The organism is Mesorhizobium sp. M7D.F.Ca.US.005.01.1.1 (genome assembly GCF_003952545.1).
Lineage (GTDB): Bacteria > Pseudomonadota > Alphaproteobacteria > Rhizobiales > Rhizobiaceae > Mesorhizobium > Mesorhizobium loti.
In genome coordinates this window covers 6,850,584-6,866,455 of sequence record NZ_CP034453.1, presented here as the reverse complement: position 1 = coordinate 6,866,455, position 15,872 = coordinate 6,850,584, and the positions used below count along the sequence as shown (strand labels likewise).

At 58.7% G+C, this 15,872-nt stretch carries 17 protein-coding genes and 2 pseudogenes; 12 read left to right on the top strand and 7 right to left on the bottom strand.

Features of this window, described 5'->3' with window-relative positions:
* The first annotated feature begins 172 nt into the window (after window positions 1-172).
* Window positions 173-523 (top strand): annotated as a pseudogene (locus tag EJ076_RS33375) (YciI family protein).
* A gap of 225 nt (window positions 524-748) precedes the next feature.
* Here EJ076_RS33375 and EJ076_RS33370 read toward each other — a convergent pair.
* Window positions 749-1,156, bottom strand: coding sequence for a hypothetical protein (locus EJ076_RS33370; RefSeq protein ID WP_126070725.1), 408 nt, complete (start codon window positions 1,154-1,156; stop codon window positions 749-751).
* Between the two features lie 1,134 nt (window positions 1,157-2,290).
* Here EJ076_RS33370 and EJ076_RS33360 point away from each other — a divergent pair.
* The 4 genes from EJ076_RS33360 (at window position 2,291) to EJ076_RS35510 (ending at window position 3,893) form a co-directional block, all read left to right on the top strand.
* Window positions 2,291-2,494: a hypothetical protein gene (locus EJ076_RS33360; protein ID WP_126070724.1), complete on the top strand. Its 204-nt coding sequence runs from the start codon at window positions 2,291-2,293 to the stop codon at window positions 2,492-2,494.
* 36 nt (window positions 2,495-2,530) lie between these two features.
* Complete coding sequence (locus EJ076_RS33355; protein WP_126070723.1) at window positions 2,531-2,824, top strand: hypothetical protein; 294 nt, start codon at window positions 2,531-2,533, stop codon at window positions 2,822-2,824.
* A 214-nt stretch (window positions 2,825-3,038) separates the two neighbouring features.
* Window positions 3,039-3,215: a hypothetical protein gene (locus EJ076_RS33350; RefSeq protein ID WP_206438755.1), complete on the top strand. Its 177-nt coding sequence runs from the start codon at window positions 3,039-3,041 to the stop codon at window positions 3,213-3,215.
* A 222-nt stretch (window positions 3,216-3,437) separates the two neighbouring features.
* Window positions 3,438-3,893: a hypothetical protein gene (locus EJ076_RS35510; protein WP_206438754.1), complete on the top strand. Its 456-nt coding sequence runs from the start codon at window positions 3,438-3,440 to the stop codon at window positions 3,891-3,893.
* A gap of 359 nt (window positions 3,894-4,252) precedes the next feature.
* Here the strand turns inward: EJ076_RS35510 and EJ076_RS33340 are convergent, their stop codons facing one another.
* The 3 genes from EJ076_RS33340 to EJ076_RS33325 form a co-directional block, all read right to left on the bottom strand.
* Complete coding sequence (locus EJ076_RS33340) at window positions 4,253-4,888, bottom strand: outer membrane lipoprotein carrier protein LolA (protein ID WP_126070722.1); 636 nt, start codon at window positions 4,886-4,888, stop codon at window positions 4,253-4,255.
* 55 nt (window positions 4,889-4,943) lie between these two features.
* Window positions 4,944-5,207: a YMGG-like glycine zipper-containing protein gene (locus EJ076_RS33335; RefSeq protein WP_126070721.1), complete on the bottom strand. Its 264-nt coding sequence runs from the start codon at window positions 5,205-5,207 to the stop codon at window positions 4,944-4,946.
* A 776-nt stretch (window positions 5,208-5,983) separates the two neighbouring features.
* Window positions 5,984-6,493 carry a pyridoxamine 5'-phosphate oxidase family protein gene (locus tag EJ076_RS33325; protein ID WP_126070720.1) on the bottom strand — a complete coding sequence of 170 codons (510 nt, stop codon included), beginning with the start codon at window positions 6,491-6,493 and terminating at the stop codon, window positions 5,984-5,986.
* 179 nt (window positions 6,494-6,672) lie between these two features.
* Here EJ076_RS33325 and dnaE2 point away from each other — a divergent pair.
* From dnaE2 to EJ076_RS33300, 4 genes and pseudogenes are all read left to right on the top strand, one after another.
* A pseudogene (gene dnaE2 / locus EJ076_RS33320) lies at window positions 6,673-7,194 on the top strand (error-prone DNA polymerase); the annotation flags it as partial.
* A gap of 613 nt (window positions 7,195-7,807) precedes the next feature.
* On the top strand, window positions 7,808-8,290 hold the full coding sequence (locus EJ076_RS33315; RefSeq protein WP_126070719.1) for a response regulator: 483 nt from the start codon (window positions 7,808-7,810) through the stop codon (window positions 8,288-8,290).
* A gap of 329 nt (window positions 8,291-8,619) precedes the next feature.
* Entirely contained in the window at window positions 8,620-8,871 is a 252-nt protein-coding gene (locus tag EJ076_RS33305) for a hypothetical protein (protein WP_126070718.1), read from the top strand.
* 356 nt (window positions 8,872-9,227) lie between these two features.
* Window positions 9,228-9,707 carry a Crp/Fnr family transcriptional regulator gene (locus EJ076_RS33300; RefSeq protein ID WP_348639808.1) on the top strand — a complete coding sequence of 160 codons (480 nt, stop codon included), beginning with the start codon at window positions 9,228-9,230 and terminating at the stop codon, window positions 9,705-9,707.
* Here the strand turns inward: EJ076_RS33300 and EJ076_RS33295 are convergent.
* Entirely contained in the window at window positions 9,704-9,946 is a 243-nt protein-coding gene (locus EJ076_RS33295; RefSeq protein ID WP_126070717.1) for a hypothetical protein, read from the bottom strand. The two genes, EJ076_RS33300 and EJ076_RS33295, sit on opposite strands and share 4 nt — an antisense overlap.
* A 783-nt stretch (window positions 9,947-10,729) precedes the next feature.
* Between EJ076_RS33295 and EJ076_RS33290 the strand changes: the two genes are divergently transcribed.
* Genes EJ076_RS33290 through EJ076_RS33280 form a run of 3 tightly spaced genes read left to right on the top strand, consistent with a single transcriptional unit; the run spans window position 10,730 to window position 13,160 of the window.
* Window positions 10,730-11,170: a VOC family protein gene (locus EJ076_RS33290; protein WP_206438753.1), complete on the top strand. Its 441-nt coding sequence runs from the start codon at window positions 10,730-10,732 to the stop codon at window positions 11,168-11,170.
* A 60-nt stretch (window positions 11,171-11,230) separates the two neighbouring features.
* A complete protein-coding gene (locus EJ076_RS33285; protein WP_126070716.1) occupies window positions 11,231-12,025 on the top strand; it encodes an alpha/beta hydrolase in 795 nt (264 codons plus the stop codon).
* Window positions 11,991-13,160: a PAS domain-containing sensor histidine kinase gene (locus EJ076_RS33280; RefSeq protein ID WP_126071203.1), complete on the top strand. Its 1,170-nt coding sequence runs from the start codon at window positions 11,991-11,993 to the stop codon at window positions 13,158-13,160. Before EJ076_RS33285 ends, EJ076_RS33280 begins: the two co-directional genes overlap by 35 nt.
* 42 nt (window positions 13,161-13,202) lie before the next feature.
* Here the strand turns inward: EJ076_RS33280 and EJ076_RS33275 are convergent, their stop codons facing one another.
* Together EJ076_RS33275 and EJ076_RS33270 are read right to left on the bottom strand one after the other, a co-directional pair.
* Window positions 13,203-14,240 carry a sensor histidine kinase gene (locus tag EJ076_RS33275; protein WP_206438840.1) on the bottom strand — a complete coding sequence of 346 codons (1,038 nt, stop codon included), beginning with the start codon at window positions 14,238-14,240 and terminating at the stop codon, window positions 13,203-13,205.
* Window positions 14,240-15,727 carry an ATPase domain-containing protein gene (locus tag EJ076_RS33270; RefSeq protein WP_126070715.1) on the bottom strand — a complete coding sequence of 496 codons (1,488 nt, stop codon included), beginning with the start codon at window positions 15,725-15,727 and terminating at the stop codon, window positions 14,240-14,242. The genes EJ076_RS33275 and EJ076_RS33270 overlap by 1 nt, the downstream gene beginning before the upstream one ends.
* Window positions 15,728-15,872: the final 145 nt, after the last annotated feature.

The following is a 15,872-nucleotide window of genomic DNA, read 5'->3' as shown; positions in this document are numbered from 1 at the left end:
CCTCCTCAAAATAGCTACGGAACCCGCCCCTTCGGCTTGAGACCGAAGCGGGGACTTTGGCTGAAGGCTAGTCGGGTTCACGATGGCGCGCGCCACTGACTAACTGACTAAGATCGTGGCGCCCCTAAATGTTCCTGGGCCACTTAGCTTGTGGCTTCAAGGAGGGCAGACTGTGCATTTCATGGTGCTCGTTAAGGAGACCGAAGACAGCGAAGCATTCTTCACACCGCGGAAGCGTTTGACGCGTGGGCCAATACAATGACCTGTGATGCCGGCATTTTGGGAGCCGCGGATAGCCTTAAACCCTCTTCCCAAGCCAAGCGCGTTGCGTTCGACGGCTCCCGCCGCAAGGTCATCGTCGGCCCATTCGCTGAGCCTCGTGAGCTGGTTGCCGGTTTCTGGCTTTGGGAAGTTAAGGACATGAACGAGGCGGTCGTCTGGGTGAAAGGGATGTTCCGGCCCCATGCCGGGGCCGAGCGAGAACGGAATCCGACCACTACAAGAGTTAACTGACTTCCGATGAGGACGCCTGCCCTCTGCGAGATGGCTGCACACGCCCGTCGGAACCGTACCGCATGAAGATCGGCCGGAAATGCGTCAAAGTCGGACTTCGGCGACACCTGAATTGCCGATCGCGCCGCGCTGGCTCAAAATACAGCCCAACTGCTCAATGATGGAATAATTCCGCGCTTTAAAGCCGGCCAGCTTCACGCTGGCGGGCTTCTTTCCTTGGACGACTTCCGTCCATTCAGCGAGTGGCAGACGATAATTCAGATGCCAAACGCGCGCTTGCGCTTGAGAAAACGACGGACGCAAATATCAACACGGCTGCAGCCACGATTAGCGAACCGATAGCGGCGATCGGCTCAAGGGCGGTGTTGCCTTGCAGCATCAGATAAAGTGCCGGCAACATCACAACCAATCCGACATTATAGAGGCCGTAGTGGATCATCGCGATTTTGCGGGCTGCCTTTGCCGGGTTAAGGGCGTAGTAACCGCCGAAGATTGCGCTTGTTACCCATCCGAGAAGATTGATGTGGGCATGTGCCGGAAACGCGCCGTGGTCGCCTGAGATCGCCATTTGGAGGCCGGCCCCGATCCCCAAAATGAGCCACACAATAGCTGTCTTAAAAAAAAGTTCCGAAACCTTAGGCATGACAATTCCTCCCCAAAATGCCGATTGCAACCGCCCATCTTGATCTCAATCCACCCCTTTTGCCAAGGGCAGCGTCGGCAGTTGGCACGCGCGCTTCCCCTCGCTTCGCCTGCCGCAGACCCGCTCAAGAGCTAGATAGACCCGCTCCTGCCGGGAATCGGGCGGCGGTTTTCTGCGATTTCTTCACCAGGTAAGGGCTATCGAGGGCAGTGATGAGGGAAGGACATGACGGGAGCGAGTTAGATTCTGTCAACGCTGGCTTCGCGAGGAGGTCGCTGGCACGCATCCGTGTTCCCCGACGTGGGGAAGCTTGGACCGCTGCCCACGGTGGCTGGCATTCTAATCTTTGTGCGGCACAATGTAACCACTGCTAACACCGTTGATTCCAATGCCTCGGGTGACAACAACTTTTGAGTAACCGGTTGGCAGAGAGCCAGTCACCGTCGCGTCGATGCGGCGGCAACGGCAAATTATTTCAAGCGATGAGTATACTGCCCGCGGCGTATCAATTGGTTTGCAGACAAAAGGCTCGATCGTGTTGTCGAAAGCAGAATCATCACTGCAGCAGTTGCCGGGTCCATAGGACGCTCCCATGTTGGACAGGGTCAACGCCGAAGGGAGGACTCTGTTTCCTGTGGGAGTAGCCATGGCGTGGCGGTCCAGTTTCAGGCATCGGAGGAAGTAGACATGATAAAAGTCAGAGAAGCGCTGCCGAAGCGAGACCCGAAGAATACGCCTGTCCATGACGCGAAACACCCGCACCGCAACAGACCCGACATACTGATCCGCCACCGGGAGGTGTGCGAGAGGCACCAGCGCCGCATCCAAACGGTGAGTGATCTCTCAGCTGGGTTGGCCAGCGTTGGCGGCGGCGATGCAGCCTTCCCCCTGCCGACGAATTCCATCACGGCACCGCGGAATGGCGTAGAGGCCAAGACTCCGCGGAACATCTGCGCATCGACCAGATCGAGGTGAAGGCGCGGGATTTCAAATTGCGTCGCCGGAAATCGGCTGGGATGGCGCTGTTCGCTTTGTCTTCCATTTGTGCGTCCTGGCCTTTCTTTGGCCACCCGCAAAACGTTTATCAACTTCGCCTGCACTATTGCAGGCCTCGAACGCCGCAAGGAATTCCCTATGGCTTCTACCGCAGTGTTGATCTGGTATCTGGTGATCTCTGGCCCACAAGGTGGGATGGTCGTGCTGCCCAGCACCTTCGACAAGCGGGAGCAATGCACCGCCGCCATCACCGAATATCAGAAGCAACCGACACCGGCCGGTTGGTCCGTGCAGTGCGTACCAAGCGCATCGCCTTTCACCGACAATGGCTCTGCCGAATAGGACCTCCCGGCGCTCCCTCCACCGGAGGAATTTTCCGTGAACTTCAAGATGCTCACCATGGGCGCGATGGCCCTTGCAACAATGACTGGCTCGGCTTTGGCCGGCGCGGCAACCGGAACGTCAGCGCTTGATGATCCGGCGAAGATGCAGCCCTTCTACACAGATTCCGGCATGAAGACGATCCAGTCGGATGACGCATTCAAGAAGGCCTCGCTCGCCTTGACCGATGACGATCGCGCATCGAACACCAAGGACTGCGGCGACACCGTTATCGCCAAGTCGCATGACAACTTCTGCGCAAAGATGAAGCAGCTCGGCGGCGCAAACTAGCTGCAGCCACGCTGTCTGATGAATGGAGCGCGACGCATGGCCCGCTGCCGAAACGTAGCGGGCTTTCTCGTTAGGAGTTGTTACGCGCTCAAGCGCATGTCCTCCCACCAATTCTTATTTTGTCAACGCCGAGGGAATTGAAGGGCGTTCGCGGTCGCCCCGGCGGCCCAAATCGTCTGCTGGTTCGCCCTTTTGGCGGGCAGGGATCGTGCGCATGCGTCCGGATGGGCAGAAGCGGCTCTACTCACTGCGTAAGGAAGCGTTCGACCAGCTTGAGGCCTGGGTGGCGGGGTATCGCAGCCACTGGGAGGCGCGGCCCGACCGGTTCGGCGTCGCACTCGAGAAGCGACGGACCGCAATTGATCCAGTCCCTCTGGAGAATTCGCAATGACCACGACACAGGCACGAGCTCAATTCTCGATCGAGCGCGCCCATACCGCCTCATTAGAGGAAGCCTGGGCGCTATGGACCACAAAAGAGGGTATCGAATCTTGGTGGGGCAGAAGGGTTCGACGTCACCGTCAGCTCGATCGACCTAAGGCCCGGCGGCGAGCTGGTCTATCTGATGACCGCCACTGGGGCGCAACAGATAGCCTTTATGAAGCAAGCCGGGATGGCTGTCACCACGGAGTGCCGGGTCACCTACACGGAAGTCTCGCCGACCGGTGGGTTGGCCTACAAAACGTTGACCGATTTTGTGCCTGACGTAACACCATATGAAGTGGCCACGGTCGTTGATCTGCGCTCCACGGCCGATGGCGTGAAGGCCACTATTTACTTCGATGCCATGCACGATGACATCTGGAACGAACGGGCCCGCGCTGGCCACGAAAGCCAGCTGCGCAAGCTCGACGCTGCGATGGACGCGGTGATGCAAGCCGTCGGCATATTTCCGAGCGCGCCCCAGCTCATCGCCGCTCCGCTGTTCGCCTTGGCCTTATCGGGCGGTCTTCACCGTCGCCGGCGGCTATACGACTGCTCGATTGGCGCCCGACCGGCCGATGCGCCATGCGTGTATACTGACAGGGATTGGCTTCCTCGCAGGCATGGCCGGGGTTATTGCCTATAACATGATCGGCGGCGAAAAAGTCGGCCCGGCCTGGTACGCGATCTCGATTCCGCTTGAAGCCATACTGCGTTTGGCTGGGTGCTCGACTGGCTCTCGGTCTGCGACCGCGGCAGAAGAAGCCGGGTGACTCGTGAAGCAGCAGCGTGGAGGCCTTGGTCGCCGAGTACACGCGCGCCGGAGGCCCTCCCGCGGAGACTAGGAAGCGATGAGCACGAGCAAGGCTGTCAGTCAGTGAAATGTCCGAGGTTCTTCGCGCTCGTCCCTGGAAAGCGCTGGCGTTTCCCTCGTTCGTCGAGAAGGCATTCCTAATCATTTCAACGCCTCGGCCTGCTTCCACGGCCAGTTCGTCGCGCTGCTGACTATTTCGTTGTTGTGTTGAATTCACGGTTTGCTGCATAGTCGATCGTGAAGGTGTTCGCAGGAGCGGGAACGCCCTGCTTCACGTTGGTTATAGTGACCGTGGTGGTGAGGCCCTTTTCGTCGGTAAGGCTCCATCTGCGCAGATCGAGCGACTTCCTGTCAAACACCATGGTGATGTTCGAATTGCCGAAGGCCGACTTGTCAGCCAGCTTAACGACAACCTGAGCACCGTCTTCTTTGATGCTTTTGAGGCGATTGCCAGAGAAATCGACCTGGTTGTCGAGCAGAAGCTTAAGCGGCGTCTTCGAGGGGGCATAGAGCCGCGAAGTCTTGAGTTTCTTGTTATAGACGACCAAGGATTTTCCATCTGCGATCACGCTGACCCCTGATTGGCCAGCATAGTTGAACCTGATCCTGCCCGGCCGCTGCAGAAAAAATCTACCGCTGGTCCTTTCCGCTCTTGGGCCCGACTGGACGAAGTCCCCGGACATGGACTTTACCGATGAGAAGTGATCGGCAATCGCCTTTGCTTCTATAGGCGCGGCTGAGACCGCAGTCGTAAGTTCGACGTTTATCGCGGCGGCGCTGACAACGGCAAGCCAGATACCCAGTAGTGTCTTGATCTTATGTGCCATTCACTTGTCCTACCCCGAGAAGGCGCGTGATCTGATGAGACCACGCGCCTTAAGATCAGTATCCGTCCGGGCACTGTGCAACGTAAACTCGGCCATGCCGATCGCGATATCTGCACTGGCCGGCTTCGCTGGCGTGCCCGATGACCGCCCCGGCTACTGCTCCGACCGCGCCGCCAACGACCGCCCCCTGCACCGGGTCGCCCGCCACTGCCGCGCCTACAGCTGCGCCACCCAAGCCACCGACGGCAGCGCCTTGTTCTGTGCGGGAGCACGCCGCGAGCGGAATGAGTAGACTTAACATAAGCAGTGTCTTCTTCATTGGATCTCTCCTGGGGCCATTATTAGCCGAACCTTAAATGCGCCACAGAGGTTTTCGATCCATCGACCCAGGCTAAGAACCCTCACACTTTGCACCCGTTTGGCGCTGCGCTCGTTCTGTGCTGCTTTCCAGGGAAAGGGGAGAAGGAGAGCATTAAAAACAGGTGGAGTGTCGGGACCGCAAACCAAATCTTCTGGAACTGGCGAAGGCCCCGGATAGGTGGTCAGTCGCAGGAGGTCCGAATGCTCCCGAGCGATCTGCGCACCGTCGTCGTGCCGGCAAGGAAGCGGCCGAATGCCGCTTGCTAGCCTTCCCAGGGGCCGGCGTTCTGGCTGAACGGCGACGTGAATTCAGGTAAGGGGCACTGTCGCCCTGCGGAGACCGCCAGCCTCGACATTCCACGGATATTTCCGGACGATTGATGCAAATAATGTTGAACGAATTTGCGGCCTGCCGAAGTCGCGATGACACCGCCGTTCCCGCCTGAATGAGCATTGCCGCATAGCCGTCGATAAGATAACGCCGGGCGCTCGAATCGGTGCGATGAACATGCTGATGGCCAGGCAATATGATGTCGACGTCGCTACGCGCTAGGCTTAGCAGCAACGTGGTTTTAGACGACACCTGTGCCGCTATTGGCTCCGAACCCATCAGTGTCCGTGGTTTTGCTGGATGTGCAAGCAGGACGAAAAGCGGCGCAACTTCTACCTGCCGGCGCGACCGGCGAAGTGCTTCCCCGGCAGTGATGCAGGGGGCATGGCTCTCGCCTGGGGCTCTCAGAGATCGACCTTAGCATTATCGCCCACGTTCGGCTTGGTGCCGCTCATAGCCGCGAACACCATTTTCGCTGTAGCGACGACCAGTCCCGGGCTGTCCCACAATTCACCTTCGTCCGGCTTCACCGTTATCAGCCGAATTTCGGGATCGTCAGCGTTGTCCCACCAAGCCGCGTCAGTCTTTTCCCAGAGCTGGGTGATCTTCTCCCTGTCATTTGTCGCCGAGGCCCGGCCGGAGATCGTGACATATTTGTAATGGCTGCTGTCAACCCAGGCCAACGTCACCTTCGGATAGGTCGAGAGCTGCTTGTTCTTCGCGCTGTGGTCATTGACGAGAAAGTAGATGGCGTTTTCCTCACGGAAGACGCGCGCAGAGAGCGGCCTGGCGCGATTGTATTCGCCGTCCCATGTCACGAACATGCAGACGTCGATTTCCTTGGCGAGTTCCCAGATGCGGTCTGTTGCCTCGGCGAGTGTGAGGTCTGTCTCTTGCTCTCGATGCTTGGCCATAATGTATACTCCGCCGGTAGATGTGCTCGTACAACTCGCATGTGGCTGTCCCGTTCCGGTGGGAACGGCTTCATCACGCTGCCTTGCATTTGATTTGGGTGGAGCCTGGGCCTTCGCCCCGCCGAGGGCCGTGAGCGACTTTTGTTGCCCAGCAGGAGAACTCTCACGGGCTTCTACGACCGGCGCAGATCGTTCGCGATGCCCGCGACCATGGCGTCGAGGTGCGGGCGGTATGTGTGAATGCGTCGCGCTGGGACTGCACGCTCGAGCCCACCGAGAACGAGGTCCGGTTCGCCGTGCGTCTTGGGCTGCGCATGGTGCGTGGCCTTGCCAATGCCGATGCTGCGACCATCGTCACGGCACGTGCCGACCAGCCCTTTGCGTCGTTAGATGACCTCTGGCATCGCGCTGGTGTTCCCGCGGCATCTCTGGTCGAACTCGCCCAGGCCGACGCCTTTCAACCCTCATTGTCGCTGGCGAGGCGAGAGGCGCTGTGGACGATCAAGGCGCTGCGCGACGAGCCGCTGCCTTTGTTCGGGGCGGCGTCGGCTCGCGAGCAACAGACGGTGCCAGAGATCCAGGAGCCCGTTGTCGCGCTGCGTCCCATGACGGCCGGCGGCGAGGTTGTTGAAGACTACGGGCATGTCGGTCTGACCCTGCGCGACCATCCCGTCTCCTTCCTGCGCGCCGATCTGCGGCGACTGAGGTTTCGACGTTCTCGCCCGCCCCGAATGTCAAGGTCCGCTTGCGAGGTGATTTGCCGCTCACGGCGCCTCGCTACCTGCCGCTAAAGACGATGGCTGGGCAGCCGGCACAGCCCTCCGTACATCAAAATTTATTGGCGGCGTCCAGGCGCGCTGGCATTATAGGGACTTCATAGCTTTCGAGGAGGAAAGGCTATGTTGTATCCCGGTCAGAGCTTAGGCCCGAGCGAGATTGAAGCGCTCGCCCGCGTGTGTCGAACGGTGTGCAAGGAACGAGGCTTATCGCTTCAATCCACCGAGGCTGAGCGCACGGCTGCGCACCTGCTTAAGTTGTTGATGAATGGCTTGACGCGCGAGGAAGAATTGCTGGATGCCGAGAGGAACCGCTTGGCGGGCGCATCCTGTTCTACCGCAAGTCTGCCGCCCAGTACGGCACCGTCACCTCTTAGTCCCCCACAAATGCTTTCCGGAAGGGTGCAGCCGGCAACTGGACGCTGAAAGAAAAGGTACGCTGGGGCGTGGACGACGTAAATTTCGTACCAATCAACCGCTCAGAACCAAAGCGGAATACACTCCCTCGATTGTTCCTTCTGCAGGGGAGGATGAGCCCATGGACGGACGGGCAACCGCATCGATTGTCCTTTTGGAAGATGAGGCGCTGATCGCGCTCGACATCGCAGACCAGCTTCAGAATGCTGGGTTCGCGATTGCCGAAACCTTCTCTACATGTGCCGCTGCGCTCGAATGGCTATCGGTCCACACGCCAGATCTAGCAATCCTGGACATCCAACTGCGCGATGGTGACTGCGAAGAGGTCGCCAAGGCGCTCAATGAGCGCAAAGTTCCGTTCGTGGTCCACTCCGGTATGTTCCCTGGCGCCGACGGTCATTCTTCGATTTTCCTCAAGGGGGAGTGGATCACCAAACCTAGCGCGCCGGAAGACCTGACCAAGGCCGTTAAAGCATTGTTGGCTAGCCGCAACGCTTTGAAAGCGCGCCAGCCACGTAAGCGTCGAGCAGGTGGACACAACCCTGGCAGGACAGCGGCAGGAGCAAACAAATGGTTGCAGACGATATCCCAGCAAGACGATTGAAGATTGGTTGAACAGTACGTGAGACGCGGAAAAAACACCACGACGTCGTTTCGACATCGACGGCCGGGGACGCGATCTGCGCGGCCCTGCCGAACTGTCCGGTCTCCGGAAGAGCCCTTGTGACGTGATTGCTACCTGCGCAGTCGCCCATGGCCTTGGCGTCCGGTTCGACAGGTTGAAGGGCAAGGAAAACCCGCTCCCGTAAATCGGCTGAAGGGAGGCTCTGCGCAAGCGTCGAGAGGCCGGTGTTCAGATATCCCCGGTTGGTACGTTTCCGACGCTATGCACGAGCTGACATGCCTTTAGATATTCGAGTAGACGGAGCGAGCATGAGATATTTCTTCCATATCCGAAACGAGGACGGGCATCTTTCGGAAGACCCCGAGGGTCAGGAGTTTGCGGATTTGTCGGAAGTCGAGGAAAACGCAATGGCCTCCGCCAATGAGATACTGGCAGAAGGACTGTTCGGTGGAAAACCGGTCCGATCAGGCGTGGCCTTTGAAATCTGTGATGAAAATCAGGTTTTGATGCTGCGGTTTCCCTTTTCGGAAGCGGCCGAACAGCCCGGCGCGCAACCTTAATGCTTAAAGTGATTGGCCGTTGCGGCTGTGAGACACCATATCTCAGCTATCGTTCGCACGTTTTCACGGGCGCGAACGGCTGGGAGATCACGAAGCTCTTGCCCTACAGAGGGCCGAGTTATGGATAACCAGCCTAAAACAACCTATCGAAACGCCTTGCTGCAGCGACTTTCTCCCCTGGACCTGGCGCTACTGGCGCCTCATCTGGAGCCCGTGGATCTGCCGCTGCGGACCTCACTAGAGACGTCAAAATCCGTTATCGAATATGTGTATTTATCGAAACGGGCATCGCGTCTGTCGTCGCCAAAATACCGAAGGGCCGCGATACCGAGGTCGGCCTGATTGGGATGGAAGGCATGACCGGCGCCCTCGTTGTGCTCGGTGGTGACCGCGCCGCCCATGACACATATATGCAGGTGGGAGGCAGCGGAATCCGGATGCCCGCCGGGGCGCTGTCGATGGCTTTGTCCGAAAGCAATACGCTGAAGGCGCTGCTGCTGCTCTATGTCCAGACCCTCTTCATCCAGGCCAGCTATACTGCTTTGGTGAATGCCCGATCCAAATTGGAGGAACGGTTGGCGCGCTGGCTCCTGATGTGTCAGGACCGGGTACGCGACGACCGATTTTCCATCACCCACGAGTTCATCGCCGTTATGCTCGGCGTGCGGCGGCCGGGTGTAACCGTCGCTATCCAGGAGCTTGAGGGGATGGGGCTGATCAAGGCCAGACGTGGCGAGATCGTGATCCGGAATCGTTATGGTTTGTTCCAGATCGCCGACGGCACCTACAGTGAGCCGGAACAGGAGTATGAGCGGCTCCTCGGTACAATCGCTTAGCTCCCGTGATCGGCTGCCTCGGCGAAGGTTACGGTAGCGACGACGGCGCCGTCGTCGACTACGATTTCAAACGACGCGTCGCGTATTAGCGGCTTCCCACCGCGCAACCCTTCCGCCATCATGTCCTTTGCTGCGGCGATCGCTTCGCGAACGGCGCTGTCATGGTCCGGGAATTCGCTCCCTTCCGGGTCAGGGTGACGGTGCCCGGCAAGCACGAGGTGCAGAAAAAAGCTAGGCAAACCATGTCTCCGGCGGCAGTGCGATCTCCGCCAATGAGCATCTAGGCCGCGCAACCATGTCCGCAAGCACGCCAAATGCCTTTTGGAGCTGTGCTACATCAAAGTCCGCTCGACCTCGTCGAGGCTGACCTCGTCATTTCATGGTGTTTGATGGCTTGAAGGAAAGACTTCTCATCATATAGCGCTTAATTAGATCAAGGCAGATCGGGCTGTAGCCCGCGCCCCAAGCAGCCTTATGATATCAGATCACGCAAGCTGTTGAACGCCGCGCGGAAAGTCACCGGAAAGGAAAGTTGCTTTCATTCAATGGAAGAGTGGGAGCAAACGAACTCTAAATCACCGTTGCCACAACAGCACTCGGTGACGATAACAAAGCGTATTCCGTTCGTTCACCGGTTCAACCGGATTCGATTGTACGTTTTAACCAAAGGCGTGAGCGCGGTTGTCAGCCTTTTGGCACGCTCTAGCTCCGGCACGCGGCAACCTCTCAAGGAGCCGTAGTGGCCGGCACAGCGAACGGTGTCCCCTTCTCAGGCGACAGCCGTGCCGGTCATCTCTTGCCCCTTTGGTGGAGGCCGGAGCGCTTGGTCGGGAAGTTCCGGGCTGGTGAAATGGCCGGCGCCAGGGTGGGAGCTGTTGGGCTGTGCGGCGCCGGCCAAGCGGACAATCAGGTCCGCTGCACCTAACGAATGGCAGATTTTCACCGGCGCGATTATGGCGTGATCGCGGAAGGAGCGCCTAAAGGTCAGACTGCCAATCGACCCGCTCTGGAATGTCGATCGATTGCTGCAGGAGCTTGGCACGGACCGTGTCAAGGTTCCGCTGGCGGCGGACAGCTTCATCGGTCACATTCATATGCGTGCGCGGTCGCCCGAAACGTTGATGGCGTTCTACCTCGGCGTGCTTGGCTTCAAGCCACATATCCAGTCTGGAACGTTTGGCCTGTTCGACTGCGGCGGCAAGGAACGACCACACATGGTGGCATTCAACATCTGGGCTCGCGACGGACTGAAGGAGCCACCACTTGGCGCGGCAGGTCTGGAGCATTTTACCATCGTGCTTCCTGCCCAGGAAGACCTCTCGGCCGTCGCGAGGCGCCTCGGCGATGCGCACGTGCCCTCGCTGCAAACGAACGGGGCGCTGGACCTTTCTGATCATCCGGATGCGGTCGAGGCCTGCCTGGTGCCTTCTTGGCTCGGCAAAAACAGATATCATTTGATATAGACTGTGCTGGCCTCATCCGATAACGCGGCCTCTTCCGAAGCCATTCAACGAGCAGAGACCATGCCTGCATCCAGCTTGAAGAAAAACAATGTACGCCAAGCCGGCAGCGGGACGACTTCGATCGTCTTTTCGCACGGCTTCGGCTGCGATCAGAACATGTGGCGCTTCGTTGCCCCTGCCTTCGAGAAGGACTTCAAAACTATCCTTTTCGATCATGTGGGCGCAGGCGGTTCAGATCTTTCGGCTTATGATTCCGCAAAGTATGCATCGCTCGATGGTTACGCCGACGACGTGGTCGATATGGGCCGCGAACTCGGCTGGAGAGATGCCATTTTTGTCGGCCACTCGGTCAGCGCGATGATCGGTGTTCTGGCGTCGCAAAGAGCGCCTGGACTGTTCAGCAAACTGGTGCTTGTTGGTCCATCGCCTCGATACATCGACGACGAAGGCTATTTCGGCGGGTTCACGTCGCAACAGATCGAGGAGCTTCTGGAAGGGTTGGCGGATAATCATATGGGTTGGTCGGCGGCCATGGCGCCGGCGATCATGGGCAATCCGGACCGGCCTGAGCTGGGCGCCGAGTTGACCAATTCGTTCTGCCGCACAGACCCGGAGATTGCCCGCCAGTTCGCCCGCGCTACATTCATGTCAGACAACCGCGCTGATTTGCCGAAGGTTGTCGCGGATACGCTCATACTGCAATGCGCCGACGACATAATTGCCTCGGAGCGGGTCGGCGAGTATGTGCACGAGCACATCTCCGGCAGCCGGATCGTTTATTTGATAGCAAGTGGACATTGCCCAAACCTCAGCGCGCCAGATGAAGTCGTCAGGGCCATCCGTTCCTTTGTCTGATGCTGGCGAACCCAATGCGTCGGCAGAGGATCTCGAGGACCTTTACGAAAACGCGCCGTGTGGATATTTTTCGCTTTCGTCGGAAGGCCTGATCGTCAAGGTCAATCAGACGTTTTGCCGGTGGACCGGATTTTCCAAGGATCAGCTCGTCGGGCGACGGCTCCGCGACCTTCTCACCGTCGGAGGACGCATATTCTACGAGACCCATTTCGCACCGCTTCTGCGCATGCAAGGTTTTTTCAACGAAGTGGCCTTGGATGTCATGACCGCGGCCGGCGAAAAGCTGCCGGTTCTAGCTAATGCCAGCGAAAGAAGAGCGCCGAACGGCGATCTTCTTTTCACGAGGGTAACGATATTCCCCGCGGCCGAGCGTCGGCGCTATGAGAGGGAACTGGCTGACGCGCGAGCGGCCGCAGACGCCAGGAATCGCGACCTGACTGAAAGATGGGTCGCTGAGCGCGAACAGGGAGAATTGCGCGAGCAGTTCATTGCCGTACTCGGCCACGATCTGCGCAATCCGCTGGCCGCGATCGACGCAGGCGTCAGGCTGGTGTTGCGGGAGCAGCCCGGCGAACGCATCGCCACGGTGGCGCGTCTCATCCAAGGCAGTACGTTGCGGATGAGCGGTTTGATCAACAACCTGCTGGATTTCGCGCGCGGCCGGTTGGGTGGGGGGATGGCTGTCAACCTTGACGCCAGCAAGCCGCTTGAGCCCACACTTCGGCAAGCGATTGACGAAATTCGCGCCGTCGTGCCGGAGCGATTGCTGGAGATGCACCTGGACATCGATGTTCCAGTCGCTGTCGACCACGCGCGCATCGCGCAGATGTTCTCCAACCTTCTCGGCAATGCCATAATCCATGGCAACCCGGTTGAACCTGTCCGCATCGACGTAACGACACGGGCTGGCCAACTGACGGTCAGTGTCGCCAACAGCGGCCCTCCCATCTCTCCTGCGGCAATGGACACTTTGTTCCAGCCGTTTTATCGGGGCGAAGGGAAAGCCAGCAAACAAGGTTTGGGCCTTGGACTTTATATCGCCAGCGAGATCGCCAAGGCCCATGGCGGGCGTATTGACGTCATCTCTGACGTAGGGGAAACCCGCTTCACCTTCGTTATGCCGATAGACGTCTGACAACTCTTCTATTCCGAGAAGATCAGGCTTTTCGAGCTGCGATCAATACGTCGGCACAAGGCGCGTGTTGCGCAGCGGGAGGGCCATGGTGAACTGCAAGCCGTCGCGATGGTAGTTCAATTCGACCTTGGCGTCACACTGCACGGCAACAACCCTTTCCAGCAGTGTAGTGCCAAAGCCGCGACGCTTGGGTTGCTCGACCTCGGGCCCATCCCGTTCCCGCCAGGCAAGATTGACGACCTGCGTGTCGCCGGACGTTCCGACTGACCAGCGGACATCCAGGCGGCCTTTAGGCCGCGACAACGCGCCGAACTTCGACGAATTAGAGGCCAATTCATGGAACGCCATCCCAACGGGGATTGCGATGTCAGCGACAAGCGCGACGTTCGGTCCTTCCAGAACGATACGCGGCCTGTCGTGCGTCTCGTAGTGGCCAAGTTCGCTTTCTAGCAGTCTATGCAGGGATGCAGTCTGCCAATAATCGTCGGTGAGCATCGAATGGGTGTCGGCCAGCGAAACGAGCCTGGCTGAAAAATCACGCACGAAATCTTGGACGTTGCCGCTCGACCTGACCGTAGCGCCCATCATGGCGCGCACGTTGGCCAGGGTGTTTTTGACGCGGTGATGAAGCTCGCGGATGAGCAATTTCTGCCGGTCGGCGACTTCCTGCTTCTGTTCGATGTAGGATTGGACCTCCCGCTGGCGGGCGCGGGCGCGCAGGGCGGAGCGCACTGAGTTGGCAAGGCTCGAGGCCAGGAATGGCCGTTCAAGCACGATCAGATAGCGGTCCAGAAATGCCAGCCGCGTATCAACTTCGGCGCCCCGCATGGTCAGAAGCACAATTGGAAAATCCGACCATGCCGGCTGGTTTTCAAGCCAGGCTGCGAACCGGGTTCGATCGGAACTGATCAGGGCTTCCTCTGCCACGACAAGACACTGTGCCTCATCCAAAAGAGACACGGTTTCCTCCAGGCTGTCGCAGATATGCGAGGCAATTTGGTTCGTCGCCAGGATGGAGGCCGCGATCTTCGCATCGCGGCCGAGTGGCGCCAGCACGAGCACTGCGGGGCTCGACGACATCACCATGCCTTGTCTCTCAGAAGATCGCCCTGTTTGCCCTCAAATTCTGGAGATCCCATCAGAATGCCACGGAACTGTTCCAATGGCTCACCAACCGCCACTCCGGTAGCGCCGATCTTAAACTCGCGAATTGTCCCTTCGTGCGGGCCGACGCGTTTCTTGACAACTGAAATGGCGCGTCTCAGCCGGCCGGCGTTTTCGAAGAAACGCAACAGCATGATGGAATCACACAGATAGGTCATATCGACCGGCGCGGCCATTTGACCATACAGGCCGTGATTGGCCAGAAGCAGAATGGTCACGACAGCCTTCTGGTTCAGATAGGTGAGGATCTCGTGCATCTGCAGCACCAAATGCTGTTCTTCCGACATGGCATTAAGGTAGCCGGTAAGGCTGTCGATCACGACGATCCGGGCGTTGGACCCTTCCACAGCCGCTTGGATGCGAGAAGACAATTCGCCTGGCGAAAGCTCAGCCGGATTGACCGGCTCCAGCATCAGCATGCCCTCACTCGCAAAGGGCTCCAGATCCATACCGAGCCCTGCGGCGCGCGCCAGGAAAATGCGCTTCGTCTCGTCAAACAATAGCACCAGTACATGCTCGCCACGCGTGAGTGCGGCATGGCAGTAGGTGCAAGCAATGGTGGACTTGCCAACGCCGGACGGCCCCATCAGCAACGTGCTGGTCCCACGTTCCAAGCCGCCGCCAAGCAGAATATCGATCTGGTTGTTGCTTATGGCCGGGGAACTGTGCTCGGCCATCTCATGCTCGGCTGAAACCAACCGCGGAAAGGCGGTAACCCCGCCTGGGCGAATGACGAAATCGTGAAAGCCGCCCCGGATCTGCACGCCGCGCATCTTGATCACCCGCAGCCGCCGACGCTCTCCACCATAGATGGGCGACAGCTGCTCCATCCGAATGACGCCGTGGCTGATCGAATGCAAATTGAGGTCGTCCTGCTCGGCCGTCAGGTCATCGAGCATAAGCACCGTCACATTGTTGAGCATGAAAAAGCTCTTCAGTGCCAATACTTGACGCCGGTAGCGCAGCGACCCCTGCGACAAAAGCCGGATTTCGGAGAGCGAATCGAACACCACGCGATCAGGTTTGATGCGTCCGATCTCGGCCAGGGCAGACTGCACGGTTTCCCCGAGTTCCAGTTCGGAGGAATGGACCAATGTCTGGAGCTGAGCTGGGTCGAGACTAAGCTCCGGAGGCACAAGTTCAAGAATTTGCACGCCCTTCAGATCCCAGCCGTGACGGCCGGCAACCGAGAGCAGTTCGCGCTTGCTTTCTGACAGAGTGATGTAAAGGGATGTCTCGCCGTTCTTGGCGCCCTCGATTAGGAACTGGAGGCCAAGGGTCGTTTTCCCAGAACCTGGTTTGCCCTCGATGAGATGGGACCGGTTTTTGGCATAGCCGCCACGAAGGATGTAATCGAGACCGCTGACTCCAGAAGCAATCGATGACGCATCGTCTCTGTCCACTTGATTCCCCAATGGCCAATTTCGAGAAGGAGATAACGGCAGCCGCCTTTGGTGGTTCCAGATCCGTCGGTTGCGGCCAAGCCTTGACGCTTTACGAAAGGGCCACTGGTAAATGAGAAGCCAAAAAAGGGCGCTGTACCCGCAG